The organism is Haloarcula sp. H-hyl2 (assembly GCF_056934385.1).
Window position 1 is genome coordinate 596810 of sequence record NZ_JBRIIJ010000002.1, and the last position, 21286, is coordinate 618095.

General features: G+C 67.7%; 15 protein-coding genes. 6 read left to right on the top strand and 9 right to left on the bottom strand.

Annotation, left to right across the window (positions count from 1 at the left end; translation table 11 throughout):
* Window positions 1-47: 47 nt before the first annotated feature.
* From Hhyl2_RS12880 to Hhyl2_RS12895, 4 genes are all read right to left on the bottom strand, one after another.
* Window positions 48-641, bottom strand: a complete 594-nt coding sequence (locus Hhyl2_RS12880; protein ID WP_483551174.1) for a dolichol kinase — start codon at window positions 639-641, stop codon at window positions 48-50.
* A 1-nt stretch (window position 642) separates the two neighbouring features.
* Window positions 643-2427, bottom strand: coding sequence for a glycine--tRNA ligase (gene glyS, locus Hhyl2_RS12885; protein ID WP_483551175.1), 1785 nt, complete (start codon window positions 2425-2427; stop codon window positions 643-645).
* Window positions 2424-3269, bottom strand: coding sequence for a CBS domain-containing protein (locus tag Hhyl2_RS12890; protein WP_483551176.1), 846 nt, complete (start codon window positions 3267-3269; stop codon window positions 2424-2426). Before Hhyl2_RS12890 ends, glyS begins: the two co-directional genes overlap by 4 nt.
* Before the next feature lie 129 nt (window positions 3270-3398).
* On the bottom strand, window positions 3399-3848 hold the full coding sequence (locus Hhyl2_RS12895) for a universal stress protein (protein WP_483551177.1): 450 nt from the start codon (window positions 3846-3848) through the stop codon (window positions 3399-3401).
* Window positions 3849-4182: 334 nt separating this feature from the next.
* Between Hhyl2_RS12895 and Hhyl2_RS12900 the strand changes: the two genes are divergently transcribed.
* Window positions 4183-4350 (top strand): DUF7556 family protein, encoded by a 168-nt coding sequence (locus Hhyl2_RS12900; protein ID WP_483551178.1) that lies wholly within the window; start codon window positions 4183-4185, stop codon window positions 4348-4350.
* Between the two features lie 72 nt (window positions 4351-4422).
* Here the strand turns inward: Hhyl2_RS12900 and Hhyl2_RS12905 are convergent, their stop codons facing one another.
* On the bottom strand, window positions 4423-5283 hold the full coding sequence (locus Hhyl2_RS12905) for an HFX_2341 family transcriptional regulator domain-containing protein (RefSeq protein WP_483551179.1): 861 nt from the start codon (window positions 5281-5283) through the stop codon (window positions 4423-4425).
* A gap of 134 nt (window positions 5284-5417) precedes the next feature.
* Between Hhyl2_RS12905 and Hhyl2_RS12910 the strand changes: the two genes are divergently transcribed.
* Window positions 5418-5996 carry a hypothetical protein gene (locus Hhyl2_RS12910; RefSeq protein ID WP_483551180.1) on the top strand — a complete coding sequence of 193 codons (579 nt, stop codon included), beginning with the start codon at window positions 5418-5420 and terminating at the stop codon, window positions 5994-5996.
* 1 nt (window position 5997) lies between these two features.
* Here Hhyl2_RS12910 and Hhyl2_RS12915 read toward each other — a convergent pair whose 3' ends face one another.
* Window positions 5998-9318, bottom strand: a complete 3321-nt coding sequence (locus Hhyl2_RS12915) for an alpha-amylase family glycosyl hydrolase (protein ID WP_483551181.1) — start codon at window positions 9316-9318, stop codon at window positions 5998-6000.
* 142 nt (window positions 9319-9460) lie between these two features.
* Here Hhyl2_RS12915 and serA point away from each other — a divergent pair, with 142 nt between their 5' ends.
* The 3 genes from serA to Hhyl2_RS12930 all read left to right on the top strand — a co-directional run bounded on the left by serA (window position 9461) and on the right by Hhyl2_RS12930 (window position 14827).
* Window positions 9461-11047, top strand: a complete 1587-nt coding sequence (serA, locus tag Hhyl2_RS12920) for a phosphoglycerate dehydrogenase (RefSeq protein WP_483551182.1) — start codon at window positions 9461-9463, stop codon at window positions 11045-11047.
* Between the two features lie 79 nt (window positions 11048-11126).
* Complete coding sequence (locus Hhyl2_RS12925; protein WP_483551183.1) at window positions 11127-12980, top strand: PAS domain S-box protein; 1854 nt, start codon at window positions 11127-11129, stop codon at window positions 12978-12980.
* Window positions 12977-14827, top strand: a complete 1851-nt coding sequence (locus Hhyl2_RS12930) for a PAS domain-containing sensor histidine kinase (protein ID WP_483551184.1) — start codon at window positions 12977-12979, stop codon at window positions 14825-14827. Before Hhyl2_RS12925 ends, Hhyl2_RS12930 begins: the two co-directional genes overlap by 4 nt.
* On the opposite strand, the gene Hhyl2_RS12935 is transcribed toward Hhyl2_RS12930, so the two are convergent.
* The 3 genes from Hhyl2_RS12935 to Hhyl2_RS12945 all read right to left on the bottom strand — a co-directional run bounded on the left by Hhyl2_RS12935 (window position 14824) and on the right by Hhyl2_RS12945 (window position 19682).
* Window positions 14824-15012 carry a hypothetical protein gene (locus tag Hhyl2_RS12935; RefSeq protein ID WP_483551185.1) on the bottom strand — a complete coding sequence of 63 codons (189 nt, stop codon included), beginning with the start codon at window positions 15010-15012 and terminating at the stop codon, window positions 14824-14826. The genes Hhyl2_RS12930 and Hhyl2_RS12935 overlap by 4 nt on opposite strands.
* Before the next feature lie 76 nt (window positions 15013-15088).
* Window positions 15089-19258: a DNA-directed DNA polymerase II large subunit gene (locus Hhyl2_RS12940; protein ID WP_483551186.1), complete on the bottom strand. Its 4170-nt coding sequence runs from the start codon at window positions 19256-19258 to the stop codon at window positions 15089-15091.
* A 1-nt stretch (window position 19259) separates the two neighbouring features.
* A complete protein-coding gene (locus tag Hhyl2_RS12945) occupies window positions 19260-19682 on the bottom strand; it encodes a PPC domain-containing DNA-binding protein (protein ID WP_483551187.1) in 423 nt (140 codons plus the stop codon).
* Between the two features lie 127 nt (window positions 19683-19809).
* Here Hhyl2_RS12945 and Hhyl2_RS12950 point away from each other — a divergent pair, with 127 nt between their 5' ends.
* Window positions 19810-21273, top strand: a complete 1464-nt coding sequence (locus Hhyl2_RS12950) for an amidohydrolase family protein (RefSeq protein WP_483551188.1) — start codon at window positions 19810-19812, stop codon at window positions 21271-21273.
* The last annotated feature ends 13 nt before the right edge of the window (window positions 21274-21286 follow it).

A 21286-nucleotide genomic window follows, 5' to 3' on the forward strand; every position in this document is an offset into this window, starting at 1 on the left:
TGAAAGTGGAACCATGACGGTCGCAGGCGCTACACGCTCGTTGCCGGCTAGACCGCCGGCAGGAACGTCACGCCGACCCACATCGCGACCGCCCCGAAGACGGGGATCGAGAAGTTGTCGTCGACCACGTAGCCGGCGATCCGTGGTTTGACGCCGTCGGCGAACGTCGCGGCAGCGCCGCCCAGGACCGCCGCCACCGTTGGCACGAACGGCGCGGCCAGCAGCGTACAGACGCCGAACATCACCAGCAGGACCCAGGTCTGTTTGACCGTGCTGGCGCTGGCAGAGCCCAGCAGACCGCTGATCGGGTCGCCGATAGCGAGCATCAACATCGCGGGGACCGCGACGGCGGTGGTCATCCCGGCGACACCGACCGCGAAGGCCACGAGTGCCATCCCGACGATGTAGAGCGCGTAGCCGGCGGGGTTGTCCTGTTCGTACTCGCGAGTGAGCCTGTCGTAGATCGCCCAGTCCAGCCCGACCGAGAGCCGCAGGTACTCCAGGACGACGACCACGACCAGACACAGCGCCAGGAACGCCTGGACGACCCGCCACGTGACCAGCTCCGGGACCAGCAGGTGACAGAGCGGCACTGCGGACCCGGTCGCGTGGACGAGCCGTCGGGCGACCTCGTCGGCCATCTTACAGGGCGTCGAAGGTCAGGTCGCCGTCACTCAGTGCCACGAGACGCTCGGTCAGGTCGTCGATGGGGACCCGCTTCTGGGCTGTCGTGTCCCGCTCGCGGACCGTGACTGTCCCCTCTTCTTTGGATTCGTAGTCGACGGTCACGCAGTAGGGGGTCCCGATCTCGTCCTGGCGGCGGTAGCGCCGGCCGATGGCACCCGAGTCGTCGTAGGTGACCGAGAGCCCGGCGCTCCGGAGGTCGCTGGCGATCTCGCGGGCGCGGTCGTCCAGCCCGTCCTTGTCCATCAGCGGGAAGACGCCGACGGTGGTCGGAGCCTGCTCGGCGGGCAACGCCAGGTAGGTCCGCTCCTCCTCGTCGACCTCGTCGGTGCTGTAGGCGTGGGCCAGCACCGTGTAGACGAGGCGTCCGACACCGAACGAGGGCTCGACGACGTGCGGGCGGACGTGTTCGCCGCTCTCGGTGATCTCCTCGATACTGAAGCCGGTCTTCTCGACGGGGACAGTGTAGCTCTCGCCGTCGGCCTCGACGGTCACCTCGCCTTCTCGCGGCTGATCGCCGCTCGAACCGTCCGCGGAGCTCCGCTCCGCGCTGTCGAACGCCTCGGGCTCTCGCTCGGCCAGCGCTTCGAGTGCGTCGGCGACCGCCTGGGCAGCACCGCCGAACTCCGGCCCGAGGTAGCTCATGTCCGGGTCGACCGTCGGCCGCTCGACGGTGATCGGTTCGTCGTACTGCTTGAAGACGGTGTAGTCCTCACCGGAGTGCTCGGCGTGTTTGTCGAGGTCGTAGCTGCCCCGATAGGCGAAGCCGGTGATCTCGATCCAGTCGCCGTCGATCTCGGCCTCGGCGTCCCAGCAGTCGGAGGCGTAGTGGGCCAGTTCGCCGGGGAGATGCTGGCGAAAGCGGAACCGGTCCATGTCGACGCCGATGCGCTCGTACCAGCCCTTGGCAACGCCCAGATAGTAGGCGACCCAGTCGCTCGCGATGACGTCGTCGTCGACGGCCTCGCGGACGGTCATCTCCTGCTGGCCGCCGTCGTCGGCCTGCTGGGCCTCGGCCGAGTACAGCGGCAGTTCCACGTCGGCGACTTCCGCAAGGGGTGGCTCGTCCTCCTCGGGGTCGACGAAGTGTTCCAGTTCGGCCTGCGTGAACTCACGGACCCGCACGAGGGACTTCCGGGGCGAGATCTCGTTACGGTAGGCCTTCCCGATCTGGGCGACGCCGAACGGGAGCTGATTGCGGGCGTACTCGGAGAGTTGCGGGAACTCGACGAAGATACCCTGGGCAGTTTCCGGGCGCAGATAGCCCGGCGAAGAGGAGCCGGGGCCGATGTTCGTCTCGAACATGAGGTTGAAGTTCTCGACGGGTTCGCCGGCCAGGCTGGCGCCACAGGAGGGACACTCGATGTCGTGCTCGGCGATGATCTCCATGACCTCCTCGTTGGGCAGCGATTCGGCCTCCTCGATGTCCGTGGCGTCCTCGACGACGTGGTCGGCCCGGTGGGTCGCACCGCAGTCGGCGCACTCGATGATCATGTCGTCGAAGCCGTCGAGGTGGCCCGACGCCTCGAAGACGGGTTCGGGCATGACGTCCGGGGCCGAGATCTCCTGGTGGCCCTCGCGGAGGACGAACCGGTCGCGCCAGGCGTCCTCGATGTTGTCTTTCAGCGCGGCGCCCTGGGGGCCGTAGGTCCAGAAGCCGGCGGCGCCGCCGTAGGACCCGGCGGCCGGGAAGTAAAAGCCGCGGCGTTTGGCCAGTTCGGTCAGGCGCTCACCCTCGTTCATAGGCCCTCCAGGAGATCGACGTCCCGGACGATGCCCGCGAGTTCGTCGCCGGCGACGAGCGGGATCTGCTCGATGTCGTGTTCGATCATGAGCTGGGCCGCCTCCTGTGCGGTCCGGCGCTTGCTCACCGTGACGAGGTCGGCGGTCATGAACTCACGGACGGGCTCGGCGGGGATCTCGACGTTCCGTGTGGGCATGTAGCGACCGCCGACGGCCTTGATACCCTCCCAGGCCCACTCGTCGTCCTGGTTGGCGATGGAGTCGCCGGTGTCGTCCTCGCCCTCGACGACGCGGGCGACCTCGATGATGTCGACCTCGGTCAACATCCCGGTCATGTCGCCGTCCTCGTCGAGGACGACAGCGTAGGGGACGCCGGCGTAGGAGAGTTCGCGTTCGGCGACGGTCAGGGGCGTCTCGACGTAGACGCTGTTGACCGCCGAGCGAGCGAGGTCGCCGACGCTGGCGCTCCCGTCGACGTCGCCGCTGGCAATGGCGTGGATGACGTCGGTCATCGTGATGATGCCTTCGAGGCCGTCGCCGACCACGGGAACGCGGCGTTCGCTCTCGTCGAGCATCAGCCGGGCGGCCGCCTGGAGGGTCGCGTCGGCGGTGATCGTCGGCACTTCCTCGACGAGCATCGCGAGCTGGTCTTCGTCGGGCCGGTCGATGAGCGCCTCTCTGGAGATAAGTCCGCGGAACTCCTCGCCGTCGTCGGTCGGTTTGATGACCGGGACCGAGGAGAACCCCCTGTCCTGGAGATACTCGAGGACGTCGTCACGGGTGCCCGGAATCTCTACCGTGACGACCTCCGAGCGGGGCGTCATCGCGTCTGCAACGTTCATACTGGCAAAACCTCCTGCCCGCACCTACTAAGTCCTTAACATCCACCGGTTTTCACCCCCATGGTGGGTGGGAACAACCCGGACGGGATCGCAGGCCGGCCGGAGCACCGCTCGTCCTCGTCGCCGCCGCTACTCCTCGACGGCCGTCTTGACCACGGTCGCCGGTCGGCTCGTCAATCGGAGGACCCGGTCGGTCACGCTCCCGAGTAGCGACCGGTACTCGGCCGGGCGACGCTTCGTGCCGAGGACGACGAGGTCGACGTCCTGTTCGTCCCCGTAGGCCACGATGACTGCGGCGGGTTCACCGCGTGCCAGTTCCGTCTCGACGGCGACGCCGGCGTCACTGGCGGCCTCTCGCACCCGCGCGAGCGTCTCCTCGCCGACTTCTTCGAGGCCGTGTTCCGGACCCTCGGCCTCGTCGAGGTACTCGTCACCACTGTAGGCCGAGTAGACGCTCTCGTCGACGACGAAGACGACGGAGAGGGTGGCGTCGTGTGCCGCGGCCAGGTCGATCGCGTGGGACTCGGCGTTCGTCGACGCGACTGTCCCGTCCGTCGCGAGCAAGATGTGATCGTACATACACGATAGCTCACCCGCTGCCGGCTTAAGTCTAGTCGCGGTGCTGTCCGGTGTCGACGACGAGCGGGGCGCCATCCTGCCTGTCGTCGCCCGACGTTCTCCACCAGCCACATGTCTGCTCTAGGATCATACCGACGCGGTAAGCCGGTCGTTCTCACGTTTGAATAGACCTACCGTCACCGAAAACCGAGTGACTGCGCTTCGACCTGACATTCAGATATCTCTCCCGATACTGACAGATATACAATAGATGTCGGACAGAGAAATGACATCGACACCTCTACCCTCCGTGGATTCCGCTACGTTTATATGCAGGTGTTACATATTGTCATGCATGGAGCCGGACACGGTTGCCCCAGTGGAGGTTGCTGAGGACGCAGAAGTCATGGCTTCCGTCGAGGAAGGCACGACGGATACGCTCGTCATCGCGGACATCTCGCAGGACGACGCCTATATGACACTCCCACTGGTAGACGCCGCGTCCCTTCCCGAGTGGCGATAGCTCGGTCCCTCGTTTCTCCGCCGCCGCGCCAGGTCGATCAGTACCTACGTGTGTCGCAATTCGCCCGGCCGGTCAGTGGGTCTGGACCCACAGCCGCCCCATCTTCGTGAGCCGGGTCTCGTAGCTGCCGCCGACGTCGACCCGCCGGAGGAACCCTTTCGCTTCGAGCTGGCGGACGTTGTACTGGACCTTGCTCCGGAGCGACTCGTCGGCCTCCTGGCCGCGTCGCGCGGCCAGTTCTCTGGCCAGAGCCGAGGTCGATTTCGTCGGCCCAGTCTCGCCGAGCACCTCGACGAGCTCTCGCTCGAAGTCCCGCAGTTCCGCCAGCGGTGCCGCGGGTAGCTCGACGTAGCGCTGGCCGTCGATCTCCCTGGCACCGGTCGTGATTCCCCGCTCGCGGACCGTCTCCAGGAGGGCCTCGATCTCGGCGATCCGCTCGTCGGTGTCGCCGCCCTCCCGGAGGAAGGTCAGTTCGGCTTCGAGTTCCCGAAGCAGGCTCGTCGTCAGGTACGCCTCCGGCGGGACGTAGTAGACGTGGACCTGGTCACGTAGCTCGGGGCGCTCGTTGACGAGCGTGTTCGCCGCCGTCGCGAAGCCAAAGGAGACCGTCCGTGGCATCGAGGAGATATTGATCCATACCTCTTTCTCGGGCACGCGCTCGCGGACTGCCCGGTAGGCCGTCTTGTAGGCGTTCCCGTAGTCGTGGACACTGTCGATGAACGCCGTCTCGACGTCGGCGCCCAGCACCCGCTCGAAAGTGTACTCCAGCCGGTGGAACATCCGCTCGGCGAGGTCGGCGACCTCCCGGTCGTCGCTGTGACGGCGCGCCCGGTAGAGGACGACGGCATCCGCCTCCAGTTCGCCCTGCGTGATGGGCAAAAACAGTCGCTCGACGTCGATGCCGACCGGGATGAGATGGACCGTCTCGCTCACTGTTCGGTGGGTGTCGCGCCGACGTGAAAGCGTTTCCCCATCGACGGTCACTCTCGCGATCTGTGCAAATTACTTTGCATACAAGTATATCACGGCCCACAAATTTTAACCACACTGCTACCGATGGAACTGTCATGACCACGAACCCTCGCTCGGAACCGTGCACGGCCGTGATGAACACGGTCAGCGGCCGCGAGTTCAGACCGTTCGATCCACAGCCGGACGATGTCGCCCTCGCCGATATCGCCCACGCGCTCTCGAACATCTGTCGCTGTTCGGGACAGACGCGGGAGTTCTACAGCGTCGGGCTCCACTCGCTGTACGTGAGCCGTGATCTCGCGCACCGCGATGCCGACCCGCGGATCCAGCTCTACGGTCTGCTCCACGACGCTCCCGAGGCCTACGTCTCGGATATCGTCTCGCCGGTCAAGCGCCACCTGGACCGCTACCAGCAGGTCGAAGGCGAGATTCTCGACACCGTCTGGGCGGCGTTCGACCTCGCAGCACCGACCGACGAGGAGTGGGAGCGCGTCCACGAGGCCGACGTCCGGTTGCGCCGTTACGAACTCGATACGCTCCTACCCGAGGTCGTCGAGGGCGAACCGCCGGCGCTTCCCTACGACCTCGGTGCCGACGCGGACCGCGACGTTGCCGCCGCCTACGAGGGGCGAGCGAGCGACCTCGTCGCGGCGACCGACGCGCGACTGCCCTGAATCATTCGTCGACGGTCACGAACGGGAGTGTCGATCGGCCGTCGTCTGCTGCCAGGACGTCTTCCTGTGTCGCTTCGTCCGGGACGAGCATGTCCACGACGTTGGACTGGCCCGCTCGCTCACGACCGCCGAAATCCGTGACGCTGCGCTCGGCCTGGACCTGTGCGACGCCGCCCGGGCCGGTCAGCGAACTGCCGAGGATCAACACAGCCAGCTCTGCTCCCGCCAGTTCTCCGAGCACCGCCCGCGGAGCGCTCACCCACAGTCCCTTCAGTCCATCACGGGTCGTCACCGAGACACCCTCCGAGACCACCGTCCCGTCGGCGGCCTCGACGGCCGCGGTTGCTTTATTGACGACCAGTCGTCGGTGATGTGGCGCCGCCAGCGTCGCCCCGACTCCGGTCCGCGTGGTCGCCGTGCCGCCACTACGCTCGGGGTCACGGAGGTACACCTGGAGGTGCTGTGGGATGCGGCTCCGGTCGACCGCGTCGGGGACCGGTTCCCGGAACCGGAACTGCCAGTGGTACCGCTCGTCCCCGGCGTAGACGGCGACCCGCGTGAGGTCGAGCGTGCCCGGGGTCCACCGGTCGGCCTCGGGGTACGTGACACTCCCCGGCCCGTGGTCGTCGCCGGCTGGGTCGGTCCAGGCGGCCACGAAATCGGCGTCGAGCAGGCGGTTCCGGACACCGGCTGCCAGGGGGACCATCGGCAGCACTGGCTCCTGGGCACTACGGACGGCCCCCTCGTCGTCGCCGGGCCCGACCAGCAGGTCCGCGATGTAGTCGTCGTCGCTCCCTTCACTCCCGTCGCCGTCCGAACCACCCGGAGTGGTCAGCGTGGCGAACTGGAGATCGGTTGGCTCGGATGGGAGTACCTTCGAAGGAATAAGAACTTGGCGCTGTCCGCCGACGGTCTCGACTGGGGGCGCTACCACGGACTCCCCGTCGCTCGTCGTAACTCGCGCGCCGTCCGGCCGAACCACCACCCGGTACTGGACGGGCGCCGAGAGCGTCGCGTCGAGACCCGAGCGTGTCTGGACCGACCCGCCGTCGCGCCCCGGATCGCGGAGGTACACCTCGAACTGCGTCCCGTCGGTCGCGGTCGGTTCGGCGACGCGCCAGGCGAACTGGAGGCCGTCGTCGGTCTCGTAGACGTCGAGGTCGGTGAGGTCGAGGCTCCCTTCGGAGTGTCCCCCTGGCGCCGTCGCGTCGCCGGTCGGATCGTCGAACGTGGCCAGCGGTGCGCCCCGGCCGGCCAGCGCGTCTGCCCGGAGGAGCACGGCATCCTCGACGGTGACGCCCGCCTCCGCTTGCACCCCTACATCGGCCCCCGACAGCAGGTCGGTCCGGCCGACACTGGGATGCTGTGTGACGGTCACCGGGTCGGCCCCGAAGTTCAACAGCACGTGGACGCGCTCGCCGTCGGCCTCCCTCGCGTAGCCCGTGACGCGGTCGTCGCCCGGCGCGACCGACAGCGGGAGCAGGTCCGCGTCGGACTGGAGCGCCCGCTCCTCCTTTCTGCGGTCGGCCAGTGCCCGGTAGAACGACCGTCGGTCGGCGTCGGCGCTATCCCAGTTCATCGCCTCGCGCATCCCGGTCAGCCCGGTCTCCTGGCCGTAGTACAGCAGCGGCGCGCCGGGCAGCGTGAACGTCGCCGCACCGGCGGCCCGTTGACTCTCCGCGCCGGCCGTCGCGAGGTATCGGTCCGTATCGTGGTTCTCGACGTAGTTGAGCATGGTGATGTGCGCGGGATAACCGGCGTCGCGGCGCTCGGCCACGACGTCGTGTAGACTGTCGGCCGGCGCCTCACCCGTCCCGATTGCCCGGAGCGTCTCGAAGAGGCCCTCGCCGTAGTGGAGGCCGAACTCGTTCTCGGCGAAGTCGGCGTGGTCGGCGTCCCAGGGGACGGCCTCGCCGAGCAACAGGAACTCGGGATGGTCGCGTCTGACGCGGGCCCGGACCTCTTTCCAGAGGCTGTGGGGCATCCCCCAGGCGACGTCACACCGGAAGCCGTCGACGACGTCGGCCCACTCCTCGACGACCGCCAGGAACCACGAGCGGACTGCTGGATTGTCGTAGTTCAGGATGGGGATGCCCTGCCAGCCGAAGTAGTACTGGGCCTGTCCCCCGTCCCAGCGGTACCAGTCGGTGAAGCTACTGGCCGCGTCCTGATCGCCGACTGCCGACTTCGCGGCCTGGAAGTAGCGGTGCTCGCGGGCCGTGTGGTTCCCGACGAGGTCGAATATCACCTTGATGCCGTGGTCGTGGCAGGTATCGACGAACGACTGGAAGGCCGCGCGGTCCCCGAGCGCGTCGGCCGTCTGGAAGTAGTCGATCACGTCGTAGCCGTGCGGCCCGCCGGGTTGGGTCTCGTCGCGGTGGCTGTGGGCGTCGAGGATCGGCGTCAGCCACACCGCGTCGGCGCCCATCGAGTCGATGTACTCGACCTTCGATTCGAGGAATTCGAAGTCGACGTCGATGCCGAACCGCCTGACGAAGAGTTCGTAGATCACGGCGTCGGTCGCCCACCCCGGCGGCTCGGTCGGGTGGCGAACGTCCCCGCCAGCAGGGTCGACGACGAGGGTATCGGCGACGCTGCGGCCCGTCTCGCCCGCTGCGGCCGCGTGGACGCGGACGGGACCGTCGAGTTCGTCCAGCTCGAGTCGCGCGGTCTGTCCGTCGACAGCGATATTGCCGTCGAAGGAATCCCTATCGTCGACGAGGAACTCGACGGTCAGGTCGTCGGGATCGGCGTCGCTGTCGGTGGGCGGACGGATGTCCGCGCCGACAATCGCCTCCTCGTCGGTGATCTCACCGGAGAGGGTCAACGTCGGCCGCGGGTCACCGGTCGCCCCCTCGGAGAACGCGTGGATCGTCTGGCGGTGGACGCCGTCCGGCGCGGTCAGCTCCAGGATGTAGGTCCCGGAGACGTCGGGTTCGAACTCGACGACCGGGGATTCACCGACGCCGGCCTCGCTGCCGTCGGGTGCGTCGACCACCGACCAGGCGTAGCCACCCGTCGTGTCGGGGTTCCTGGGTGCGAGGTTGCTCTCGACGCCGGCGAACTCCGGGGCTCTGAACGACTCGCCGACGCTCGTGAATATCGGCGGTCCCGGGGCGTGTGACCCCTCGACTGCCGACTGCGGAACGTCGAACGACTCGGGTGTCGCCGTTTCGACGGGGGTGGGTGTCGCGTTGGACGACGTCCGTGTTACCGCTGGTGTCCCCGAGTCGTCCTGCCGTCCCGGACACCCCGCCAGTCCCGCCATCGCCGTCGAGAGCAGGAACCGCCGTCTGGTCAGCGGTCTGTCGCGGTCTGTCATGACAGGGGCTAGCGTGACTGATCGAATAAATGTTGACTTCTCTCGTCACGATTTCTCCGAGAACCGCACCTCTGGATCGCGATACGCGAGTGCACGCGCCGAGAAAACAAGCGTTATCACCTCCGGGGAAATCCACTCCGACATGAAGGTACTCGTCACGGACCCGATCGACGACGCTGGCCTCGAACGACTCCGAGAGGCCGGTCACGAGGTCGAGACAGCCTACGATGTCGAGGGCGACGCACTGCTCGAAGCGGTGGCCGACGCGAACGCGCTCATCGTCCGCTCCGGCACGGAAGTCACCGAGGAAGTTCTGGCCGCCGCACCGGATCTCATCATCGTCGGCCGCGCCGGCATCGGCGTGGACAACATCGACATCGACGCTGCGACCGACCACGGCGTCATCGTCGCGAACGCGCCCGACGGCAACGTCCGGGCGGCCGCCGAACATTCGGTCGCGATGGCCTTCGCCACTGCGCGTTCGATCCCGCAGGCTCACGACCGCCTGAAGAAGGGCGAGTGGGCCAAAAGCGACTTCCTGGGGACCGAACTCAACAACAAGACGCTGGGCGTCGTCGGTTTCGGCCGCGTCGGCCAGGAGGTCGCCAAGCGCCTCGGTGGTCTGGGGATGGACATCGTCACCTTCGACCCCTACATCAGCCAGGAGCGGGCCGACCAGTTCGGCGCCGAACTCGTCGACGAACTCGAGGAGTGCCTGGAAGCGGCTGACTTCGTCACCATCCACACGCCCCTGACCCCCGAGACCGAGAACATGATCGGCGAGGAGGAACTGGCGCTCATCGACGACGGCTACGTCGTCAACTGTGCCCGCGGTGGCATCATCGACGAACCGGCCCTGGCCGACGCCGTCGAGGACGGCACCCTGAAAGGTGCCGCGCTGGACGTCTTCGGCGAGGAACCGCTCCCGGCCGATAGCCCGCTGCTGGACGTCGACGACATCATCGTCACGCCCCACCTCGGCGCCTCGACCGAGGCCGCCCAGGAGAACGTCGCGACCTCCACGGCCGACCAGGTGGTCGCCGCTTTCAACGAGGAACCGGTCGCCAACGCCCTGAACGCCCCCTCCATCGACGAGACGACGTTCAAGCAGGTCCGTCCGTACCTCGAACTGGCCGAGACCGCCGGCCGCATCGCCGTCCAGCTGTTCGACGGCCACATGTCGGAGGTCCAGGTCACCTACGCCGGCGACATCGCCGACCAGGACGTCGAGTACGTCACAGCCAGCGCGCTGAAGGGCGTCTTCGCCCCCTCGGAACTGCAGGTCAACGCCGTCAACGCCCCGCAGGTCGCCGAGGACCGCGGCATCGACGTCACCGAATCCAAGACGAGTTCCGCCGAGGACTACCAGAGTCTCATCACCGTCACCGTCTCCGACGGCGAGGAGTCCGTCTCCGTCTGTGGGACCCAGTTCGCCGGCGACGAGTCCCGCATCGTCCGCATCGACGGCCACCGTATCGAGGCGGTCCCCCACGGCCACATGCTCGTGGTCCGTAACCGTGACGAACCGGGGACCATCGGCTTCATCGGCACCGTGCTCGGCGAGGCCGACATCAACATCGCCGGCATGTTCAACGGCCGCGAGACCATCGGCGGGGAGGCCCTCTCTGTCTACAACCTCGACGAGAAGCCGACCGCCGAGGTACTGGATCGCCTGAACGGCGACGACCGAATCATCGAGACGACTTACGTCGCCCTGGGCGACGAGTAACGCGTTCGTCGGGCCGTTCTCGCGACTGATTTTCGCGGCGATAACAGTTTATAGGCAGGCGTGTGACCGACGTGGCAGGATGGTTCGGGACGAGATTGTGTCGGTGACAGCGCTCCTGATCGGCGGTGAGGATCGACTGGCGGACCTGGTTGCCCCGCTCGAAGGAAACGGAATCGCCGTCGAAACCGCGAGCGACCTCTCGGACGGGTCGGTCGCCGCCGGCTGTGACCTCGTGGTCGTTCCACACGACGAGACGACGACGCCGACGGTCGATGGCGTCGCGGGCGTCGAACGCGCCGTCGAGACAGTTGATTGCCCGGTCGTGCTGTACGCGGTCGGGTTCCCCGGTGCCGAGGTGGCTATCGAGGCCCTGGAAACGGGAGCAGCCGACGCGATCTACGTCCCGCCGAAACGCGGCGAACTACTCGCCCGCCGACTTGGGTGTGTTGCGACCGACGACGACTGCTTCGCCGACCCCGAACGGCTACTGGAGGGCTTCTTCGAGCACTACACCGAGGACGTCTTCATCAAGGACGACGCCTCGCGTATCGCCGTCGGGAGCCACGGGACGGGCCAGCCACAGGGGTACGACCGCGAGCAACTGCGGGGCCTGACCGACTACGAACTGCTGCCGCCGGATCTGGCCGACGCGCTGTACGAACAGGAAGAACGGATCCGCGAGACGGGTGAGGAGGTACACAACGCCGTCGAGCACTTCGTCCGGGACGGCGAGGACCGCTGGGTCGCGACGACGAAGGTCCCCCGGTGGGAGGACGGTGAGATCACTGGCCTGGTCGGCGGGACCCGCGACGTCACCTACCTCCGGCGCCGGGAACGGCTGGTCGCGCTGCTCAACGAGGCCAGCAGGGACCTCATGCGTGCGGAGACGACGGCGGATGTCTGTCGCGTCACCGCGGATATCGCCGACGACATCGCCTCACTGCCCGCCGTCCAGGTCGTACTGTACGACAATGGGCTGTTGGTTCCGACGGCCGACGGCGCCGACACCCCGTCCGTCTTCGAACACCACGAACGGTGGTTCTGGCGGGCCTTCGAGACCGGCGACCCGCAGTACGTCACGGTCGACGAGTCGGGGGCGTCCACGACAGACGTCGCAGACCCCGCCGCCGTCGACGTCGCCGTCTTCCCGCTCGGCGACCACGGCGCGGTCGGGATGCGCGCCACCGACACGACACTCGACGAGTTCACGCTGGACCTGGCCAACGTCATGGCTGCCACCGTCGAGGCCTCGTTGGATCGGGCCGAGCGCGAGGCCAGACTGCGTGACCACGAACGGGAACTACGCCTCCAGAACGAGCGACTGGAGGAGTTCGCGATGATGGTGAGCCACGATCTCCGGAACCCGCTGCAGGTGGCACTGGGGGCGACGGACATGCTGGAGACGGAGTCGGACCACGCCGACCGTATCGAGGGGGCGCTCGAACAGATGGACCGCCTCGTCGACGAACTGCTCACACTGGCCGACCGGGGCGAGATCGTCGGCGACCGGGTCTCGATCGACACTGCGCGACTGGCGCGGCGGGCCTGGGCGGATATCGAGACCGGTACGGTCACACTCGAGGTCGGAGCGGTCGGGACCGTCCTCGCCGACCGGGAGCGACTCCGACAGCTTCTGGAACACCTGTTCTGGGAACTCGTCCGCGGCCAGGGTGGGAACGGCACGGTCCGCGTCGAGGGCCTCGACACTGGCATCGCAATCGAGTACGCCGGCACGGCGCCCCCCGAGACGCTCGTCGACGGCTCGCTGACGACCAACGCTCGCCCGAGCGACGACCGCCAGAGCGACGACGCGACACCGTACGCACAGTACATCGTCTCGACGATCGCCGAGGCCTACGGCTGGACGGTCACGACTACCGACGGTACCGAGTCGACCCGGTTCGAGATCACCGGCCTGGAGATCGACGGATGAGCGCCGACTCGCTGTCGGTCTGCTGTGTCGACCCCGACGGCCGACTCGGGACCTTCGTCGCGACGCTCCGATCGATCGATGGGATCGAAGTCGCCGTCGTGGATTCGGTAACCGACGTTCGCGACGACCTCGACTCGGCCGACTGCTGTGTGGTCCTGCACGCGCCGGCGACGCCGACACTCGATGCCGTCGACGGTCTCGAACTCCTGCGCGCTATCCGGGAGCTCACTGCATCGCTCCCGGTCGCCGTCTACGGCCACGAGGTCGGCGAGACCGACTACACGAGTCGGACCTTCGCCAAGGCAGTGCTGGACACGGGCGGGATCCCGATGACGATGAACCCCCAGCGGACCGAACTCGTCGCTCGGCGCATCCGGCACGCAGTCGGGGCCGAACGGCACTTCCAGGACGACGCCGACCTGCTGGACTCGTTGCTCGATTACTTCCCACACCACATCTTCATCAAGGACACGACCGGCCGGTTCGCGGAGGCCAGCGCCGTCACGGCCCAGGAGTACGATTTCGAACGCGAGGAACTCCTGGGGCTGACCGACTACGAACTCCTGCCCAGAGCGCACGCCGACGACCTCTACGCCGAGGCCCAGGAGATACTCGAGACGGGCGAGCCGATGCTGAACAAGGTCGAACACTACGTCGACGCGGACGGCCAGAGCCGCTGGGTCAGCACGACGAAGGCGCCACGCTACGACGCCGACGGGACGCCCATCGGAATCGTCGGGAGCACCCGCGAGGTCACCGAGGAGAAGCGCCAGGAGCGGATGGTCCGCGCGATCTACGAGGCCAGTCGGGATCTGGTCCGGGCCAGCGACCGCGCGGAGATCGGCGAGATCACCATCGCTATCGCCGAGGACATCCCGGCGCTCCCGCGTGTCCAGGTCGCGCTCGTCGACCCCTCGACGGGGGACCTCGAACCGGTCGCAACCGGCGAGGCGGTCAGCGGTCTCTTCGAGCAGTACGCGGACCGATACCGGGCGGCGTTCAGGGCCGAGCAGACACAGTACATCCATGCCGACGGCCGCGTCGAGACCGACCGCGGGGCGATCACGGAACCGACGGCTGCCGTCGTCCCGCTCGGCGAACACGGCGCGGTCGGGGTGACGACGGGCGAGGGCGCCGTCGACGAGTTCACGCTGGACCTGGTGACGATCCTCGCGGCCAACGTCGAGGCGGCCCTGGACCGGGCCGAACGCGAGCGCGCGCTCGAACACCAGAACGAACGGTTAGAGGAGTTCGCGAGCATCGTCAGCCACGACCTCCGGAACCCGCTGTCGGTCGCCAGCGCCTACGTCGACATCGCCAGGGACGACCCGGACGAGGAGTACTTCGACAAGGTCGACGCCGCCCTAGAGCGGATGGGACGACTGACCGACGAACTGCTCACGCTGGCGAAGAACGGCCAGACGGTCGGCGAGACCGAACCGGTCGACCTCGACGACGTGGTGACCGACGCCTGGGCCACGGTGAGCACCTCACGGGCCAGTGTCGAGACCGACTCGCTCGGCGTGGTGCGGGCCGACCGGTCCCGGCTGGTGGAACTGCTGGAGAACCTCTTCCGTAATGCGGTCGAACACGGGACTGCCGACGACGACCACGTCAACATCACCGTCGGGATGTTCCCCGACGACGAGGGGTTCTACGTCGCCGACGACGGCCCGGGGATCGAAGCGAGCGAACGGGACCAGATCTTCGAGATGGGCTATACCGACGCGGAGGACGGCACCGGCTACGGGCTCTACATCGTCAAGACGATCGCCGAGGCCCACGGGTGGTCGGTGTCCGCGACCGAGAGCGCCGACGGGGGCGCACGCTTCGAGTTTGCGCTTTAGCGGTCCTGGAGGAGTCGTTCGTACCGGTCCACGACGGCCTGGCGCTGTTCGCGTTCGGCTTCGACCGCCGACTCTAGCTGTGCGATCCGCTGGCGCAGGAGGGCGATCTCCAGTTCGTAGCGGGCGTTCGAGGGCCGGTCGTCGGCGACCGTGGGCGTCGCCACTGCCGTGTCACGTGCTTGCATACCTCGTTGGTGGGAGTCAGGGCTGAAAAACACCCATCGGACGGGCGTCTGCGGGCCGTCTGCCAGCCGTCACACGCTACATGAAGTCGGCGATACCGGACTGCTTGTTGTGGTCGTTCTCGAAGACAGACTCGATAGAGCGTTCGAGGATCTTGAGCCGCTGTTTCGTGTAGTCGCGGGCGCCGAACTCGTCGGCGACTCTGAGCGCGGTGTCGATGTACTTGTTGACCGACCCCTCGTGGACGGTGAGGTTGACCCGGCCGCCACACTCCCGGCAGTCGCCGGTCAGCGGGACCCGCCGGTAGGACTCCCCACAGTCCAGACAGCGCGTCTCCTGGCGGGAGAACGCTCGCAGGTTCCCGATGAGGTCCGGCAGGAAGTGGTACTCGATGATCCGCTCGGCGACGTCGCTCTCGACGACCGACCGCAGCTTCCGTGAGATCGCCAGCTGGGCGTCCATCTTGTCCTCCATCGAGCCCAGCGTCTTGTACGCCGAGAGGTCCGGTCCGGCGGCGATGTTGGAGGTGTCGTGGGTGTGCCGGAACTCCGTGTACTCCCGGTCGGTCCCCAGGGTCTCCTCGGCGATGGTCATGATCTCCTCGACCTCTTCGGGGGGTGTCAGCTCCCGTGTGGCCTCGTAGAACTCGCGCGGGTACGAGTCCATGATGTCCATGTTGTGGGCCTCGTCGTCGATCTCGCTGGGGTCGATCCGGGAGGACATCACCAGCGGGGCGTCCATTCTGCCGCCCCGCTGGTTCGGCAGGTACTTTCGCGAGAAGTTCAGCAGGCCGTCCATCAGCAGCATCACACAGTCTTCGTCGCCGTCGCACTGGGCTACGTATGTTCCTTCGACGGCAACTCGGTGCGTGTCGGCGACCGTGAGACAGTAGACGTGTTCGACGTCGCTCTCGACGTAGCTCACGCCGGTCACTGTGTCGGTCGGGACGGTGCTCCCGCCGTCGGCCGCCGCTGTTTCGCCGGTCATCGTCGTCTCGCCGCCGTCGTAGGCCGGCAGCGCGTCGCCGGCCTCGATCTCGGATGCACGCACCTCCTCGATGCCCTCGTCGCCGACACGGAGCATCGTGTGATCGGGTGTGACTCGCAGCGTCCGCTCGCCGACCGCGATGTGGACGAGGTGGTCCGGGGCGGGGTGTTTGGAGACGGCTTCGACCTGCTTGCGACAGGGACCCTCGGGGCCCAGCGAGGGAACCGTCAGATCGGCCTCGACATCGGAGACGAGCGTTCCGAAGTCGTCCTCGCGGGGGTCGTCGAGGTGATCTTCGACGAAATCGGCGATGGTTCCGTACGACCAGTCACCGCCCTCTCCGTGCCACAGGCGGGTCTCCGGGTGGAAGCAGTTCCGCCGCTTGGCGGCGTGAAAGTACGGGTGCGCGTAGCCGACCGCCGCCGAGGTGAACCCGACAACCCGGCCCACGGTCGCCGCGCTGGTGTGGGGCGCCATCCCGAAGACCAGTTCCCCGACGAGGTCCTCGCGGTCGTCGAACTCGTAGTACCGTTCGAGCCCGTAGTACTGTTCGAGGAGGTCGTCGACGAACCGGGCGGTCTTGAGCATGTGCTCGGCCGCGCCGTCCGAGAGGACGATGTCCTGGACCTTCAGCTCGACCAGCTGGTCGTCGTGGGTCAGGGGGTCGCCGTGGATGTCCGTCTCGTAGCCCAGATGCCGCAGGCGGTCGGCCTCGACGTCGAGTTCGGACGGTCGGACGGCGGTCACCGGCAGGTCGGTCATGTCGTACCGGACGGTGCCGTCCTTGAACGCCGAGACGTCGTGTTTCGCCCGGAGGATACCCTTCTCCATCGGTTCGGGCAGTTTCTCCGCGGAGGTGAGCCCTTTGACCCCCTTCAGCGTGCCGAAGGCGGTCTCGCGCTCGCCGACGGACCGCAGGGCGTCGTGATACCCCTCGCTCAGATCCAGTACCGTGTACTGCGTGGGCGAGGCCAGGGTCTCACACCGGTGACACTCCGCCCGGCCGGACTCGTCGGGCTCGACTTCGGCCTCGCAGTCGGGACAGACGTACACCGTCTCGGCGAGGGTCCCACAGTCGGGACAGCGGGCCTCGTGGGTCTCCGTGCCACAGTCGGGACAGCGCCGGCGTGCGACCTCCACCTCGACGTGGCCGGGCGTGTCGCTCATCGAGTCGGCGTGCTTGGTGGCCTTGGCCACGTCACGCTGTGAGCCGCCGGCCTCGCCGATGGGAAAGAGCGTGTGGACCGCGGGCGAGAGGTCCCGCCGCTCGGATTTCTCGGGGCGTCCCATCCGGTTGCCGATGCGTGTCGGCGCCCGCTCGCGGACGGTGAAGGGCGCGACCTCGGTGACGGCCTCGATGGCGTTCTGGCCGCCCTCCCGGTCCGTGGACTCGTCGTAGCCGATGGCGTCGACTGACTCCGGTTCGCCGTACTCCCGGGCGTGCTCGGAGATATCGTCGAGCGTCCAGTCCCGTTCGAGCGACCGCGAGAACCCGAGCGTTCGGACCAGCGGGACCCAGTCGTCGACCAGCAGCGAGTCCTCGGTCTGGGTGTGCTCGACGAGCAGGTGTTCTAGCGTCTGCTGGACCGTCTCGGTCCGCGGGATGACGAGGTCGCCGTCGGTCGCTCCGGCACCACGTTCGGCGACGGCCCCGTCGGTCTGGACGACCTCGGCGTCGTCGATGGCGTCGGCCAGCGCGCCGACGTGTTTGACGCTCACGTCGTGCCAGAGGTAGGTGTAAGCCGGGTGTAGCGGGGCGTCGTACTCGGTCGCCCAGTCCAGTGCTTCCTCGGCGCTCGGGTCGGCGAGGTCGACTGTGGGGTCGTCACGCATCGCCTGGACGTCGGCGCCGGCCGCCGCGAGGTCCTGTTCCCACCACTCGACGGTGTAGGAGGCCGGCGCGAGCGGGTGGTTGTTCTCGACGAACTCGCCGTAGTTGACCAGGTACTCTCCCAGGTCGAGTATCTTCTCGACGCCGTTGCGCACTTCCAGGGCCTCCTCGGCGTCGTCGATGCGCCGGACGTCGCCGTTGGCCAGGCGGACGGTCGGCCCCTCGATGGTGTCGACCGGGACGACGCCGGCGGCCTTCCCCGGTCGCTCGGTCTTGATCTGGGTCCCCGTCGCCAGGAAATCGTCGACCAGATGCATCGTCGCCGGGTGGACGCCGGCGGTCGCGAACCCGTGGTTGCGCGCCCGGCCGTAGCGCAGGCGGAAGCCGCCGGGTTTCGAGGGGTGTGAGAAGACCGGGCGGCCGGCGATGAGGTCCCGGAGATACTTCTTGGCGGGGTCGACCCGCGGCGGGCCGGCCGGTTCGTCGTCGGTCTCCTCGCTCCCCTCGCCGTCCGCATCCTCGCTCTCGTCGTCGTCCGCGGCGTCGTCCTCTTCCCCGTCGTCCCCCTCTGTATCGCTCCCTTCGTCTTTGCCGATAGTGCCGTCGATGAGGTCCTGGAGCCACGGCCAGTCGACCTCGTCCAGATTACGGGTGTAGCGCTGGATCTTCGGGGCCTTCAGCGCGATGCCCTCGGCCAGCACCAGACACATCCCGCCCCGCGGGGAGTTCGAGTCGACACGTTCCAGGTCCCGGTAGCCCGAGACCTCCTCGTCGCCGGTGGCCTCCCCGTCGAGCATGATCGGCATGTGCTCGGCGATGAACTTCGTCTCCTTCTCCTTGGGCGAGTACTGGAGGCCGGTGTCCTTGTCGTAGAGGTCGATCTCCTCGGCGTAGCGGCCGATCTCCTCGTCGCGGGCCTTGTACTGGTCGATGTCCAGCAACGCCCGCGCGTAGTCGGCGACAAGCACAGACAGCGCCTGGGCGGTCCCGCCCGCAGAGCGGATCGGGCCGGCGTAGTAGACGTTGATGAACTCCGTCCCGTCGTCGTTCTCCAGGAGTTCCACGCGGTCGATCCCCTCGATGGGGGCGGCGACGACACCTTCGGTCAGCAGGGCGACCGCGGTCCGGACCGCGCCCTCGACTTTCCCCTCGCGGGTGTCGTAGTCGCCGACGGTGCCCTCGACGAAGTCCTCGACGAGTTCCAGGGCGGCCTCCTCGCGGGACATCTCTCCTTCGAGTTCCCGGACCCGTTCGGCGACGCCGTCGATGCCGAGGATGTTCTCGACGCGGTCGGCCATGTCCCGCGCGGTCGGGATCTCGACCTCGGGTTTCGGGTCGCCGCCGCGCTCGCGGGCCCGCTGGGCGACGTCCATCGCCCGGTCGAGTTCGCTCTCTAACGTCTCGAAGTACTGTTCGTCGGCCTCCCGCATCTCAGAGCTCCCACAGATCGAGGTCGGTCGGCTCGTCGTGGCTCCGTTCGAGGTGGGTGTCGAACGCCCGGACGTACAGTTCGCCGGCCCAGACGGTGGCGCTGTTGAGATGGCCGGCCAGCGCCTCCCCGTCGGGCCGGGAGAGCACGGCGTGGGTGTGGGCGAACCGCTCGCCGTCAAGATGGGAGATGTTCCCCATGCAGGCGGCGACCTCCAGCGGTTCGGGGAAGGTGACTGCGTCGTACTCCTGGCGCTCCTGGTCGTAGAACCAGACTTCGGCGTCCTGCACCGCGCCCAGTCCGTAGAAGAAGCCGGCGTCGATCCCCTGGGCGTCGGCGAAGGCCTCGATCTCGCCGCGCCAGTCCGCACCGTGATCCAGTCGGCAGACGTACTCGGACGTGCTGTCGACTTCCCGATAATCCATACACGAACGGGACGGTTGGCGACGGCAAAAACGTTGCCACCCGGAGCGACTTCGCCGAGTGTGAACGGCGACACAACATTTACTACGCCATCGCAGCACTGTCGGCCATGGATACCGGTGATCGTGCGTGACTGATCTCCTGCTCCACGACGCCGTCGTCCTCCCGGTCGACGGCCAACGGCGGATCTTCGAACGCGGGACCGTCACCGTCGAAGACGGCCGGATCCGCGAGGTGCGGCCGACACGCGAGGGCGACGCCGACGCCGACGCGGACCGGGTCATCGACGGCGCGGGCTCGCTCGTGCTGCCTGGCCTGGTCAACAGCCACGCCCACCTGGAACTGACCGCGCTCTCGGGCGTCTGGAGCGACAGCCAGGTCGGCGACCTGCTGGCGGAGATGACCGCGCTCTACGAGCAACTCGCCGAGGGCGAGTACGAGTACCTCGTCGACGCCGGCTACGAACACGCCGCCCTGCTGTTCCTCCACGGTGGCATCACGACGACGAACTCGATGGACCTGCGGCCCGGGCGCGGCGCCCCCGTGTTCGGCGAGGCCGGCCTCCGCGGTGTCTTCGGTGCCGCTCTCTCGGATCTGTTTCTGGACGTCCCTGTCGACGAGCAGTTCGAGCGAGCGCGGGATTTCGTCGAGACGTACCACGACAGCTACGACGGCCGTATCCGCGCAGCGGTCTGCCCCCACGACGACTGGTCGTGTAGTCGGGCGCTCTGGGAGCGGGCCGCCGAGTTCGGCGCCGAGTATCCCGACCTACCGGTCCACACGCACCTGCTGGAGGTCGACGAGAGCAACACGATGGCCCGCTCGAACGGCGCGCCCGACTCGCTGGCGCTGCTCGACGAGGTGGGTCTGCTCGACGAGCGCCTCGTGGCCGCGCACTTCCGGGTCGCGGACGACCACGACGTCGAACGGGTCGCCGAGGCCGACGCGAGCGTCGCGCACTGCCCGTCGGTGTTCTGCTACTGGAACCCCGACGCCGACGTTCCGTGGACGCCGGTCCGAGAGCTGCTCGACGCCGGCGCGACGGTCGGCCTGGGACTGGACGACCACTACTGGCACGACTCGGCGAACCTCTTCGGCGAAGCCAGACAGGCGCGTCTGGCCGCGAACCTCTCGAACGGCGCCAATCAGTTCTCCTCGATGGAGTTGTTGCGGATGCTCACCATCGAGGGTGCTCGTGCGATCGGGCTAGGTGACGAGATCGGCAGTCTCGAACCGGGCAAGCGGGCCGATCTGGTCGTCCTGGACGTCTCGGGGCCGCAGTTCACGCCGCTGACGAACGCGCCGGCCCACGTCACCAACACAGCGACGCCGGCCGACGTCGAGACGGTCGTCGTCGACGGCGAGGTGGTCCTCGATTCGGGTGAACCGGTCCGGGTGGACGAGGGAGCCATCCTCGACCGCGTCCGGACGGCGACCGACCGGTTCGCCGACGAATCGGACTGGGAACTGGGCCTCGGTGGCAGCGAGTCGCCGGGTACGCTCTCGACGGTGCGGGACCTCCCGAAACGCGGACCGGCGCAGTTGCTGGGCCGCATCGCAGTCCAGTCGGTACGGGACGTCTTCGGGGAGTGACGACGCCGGGCCA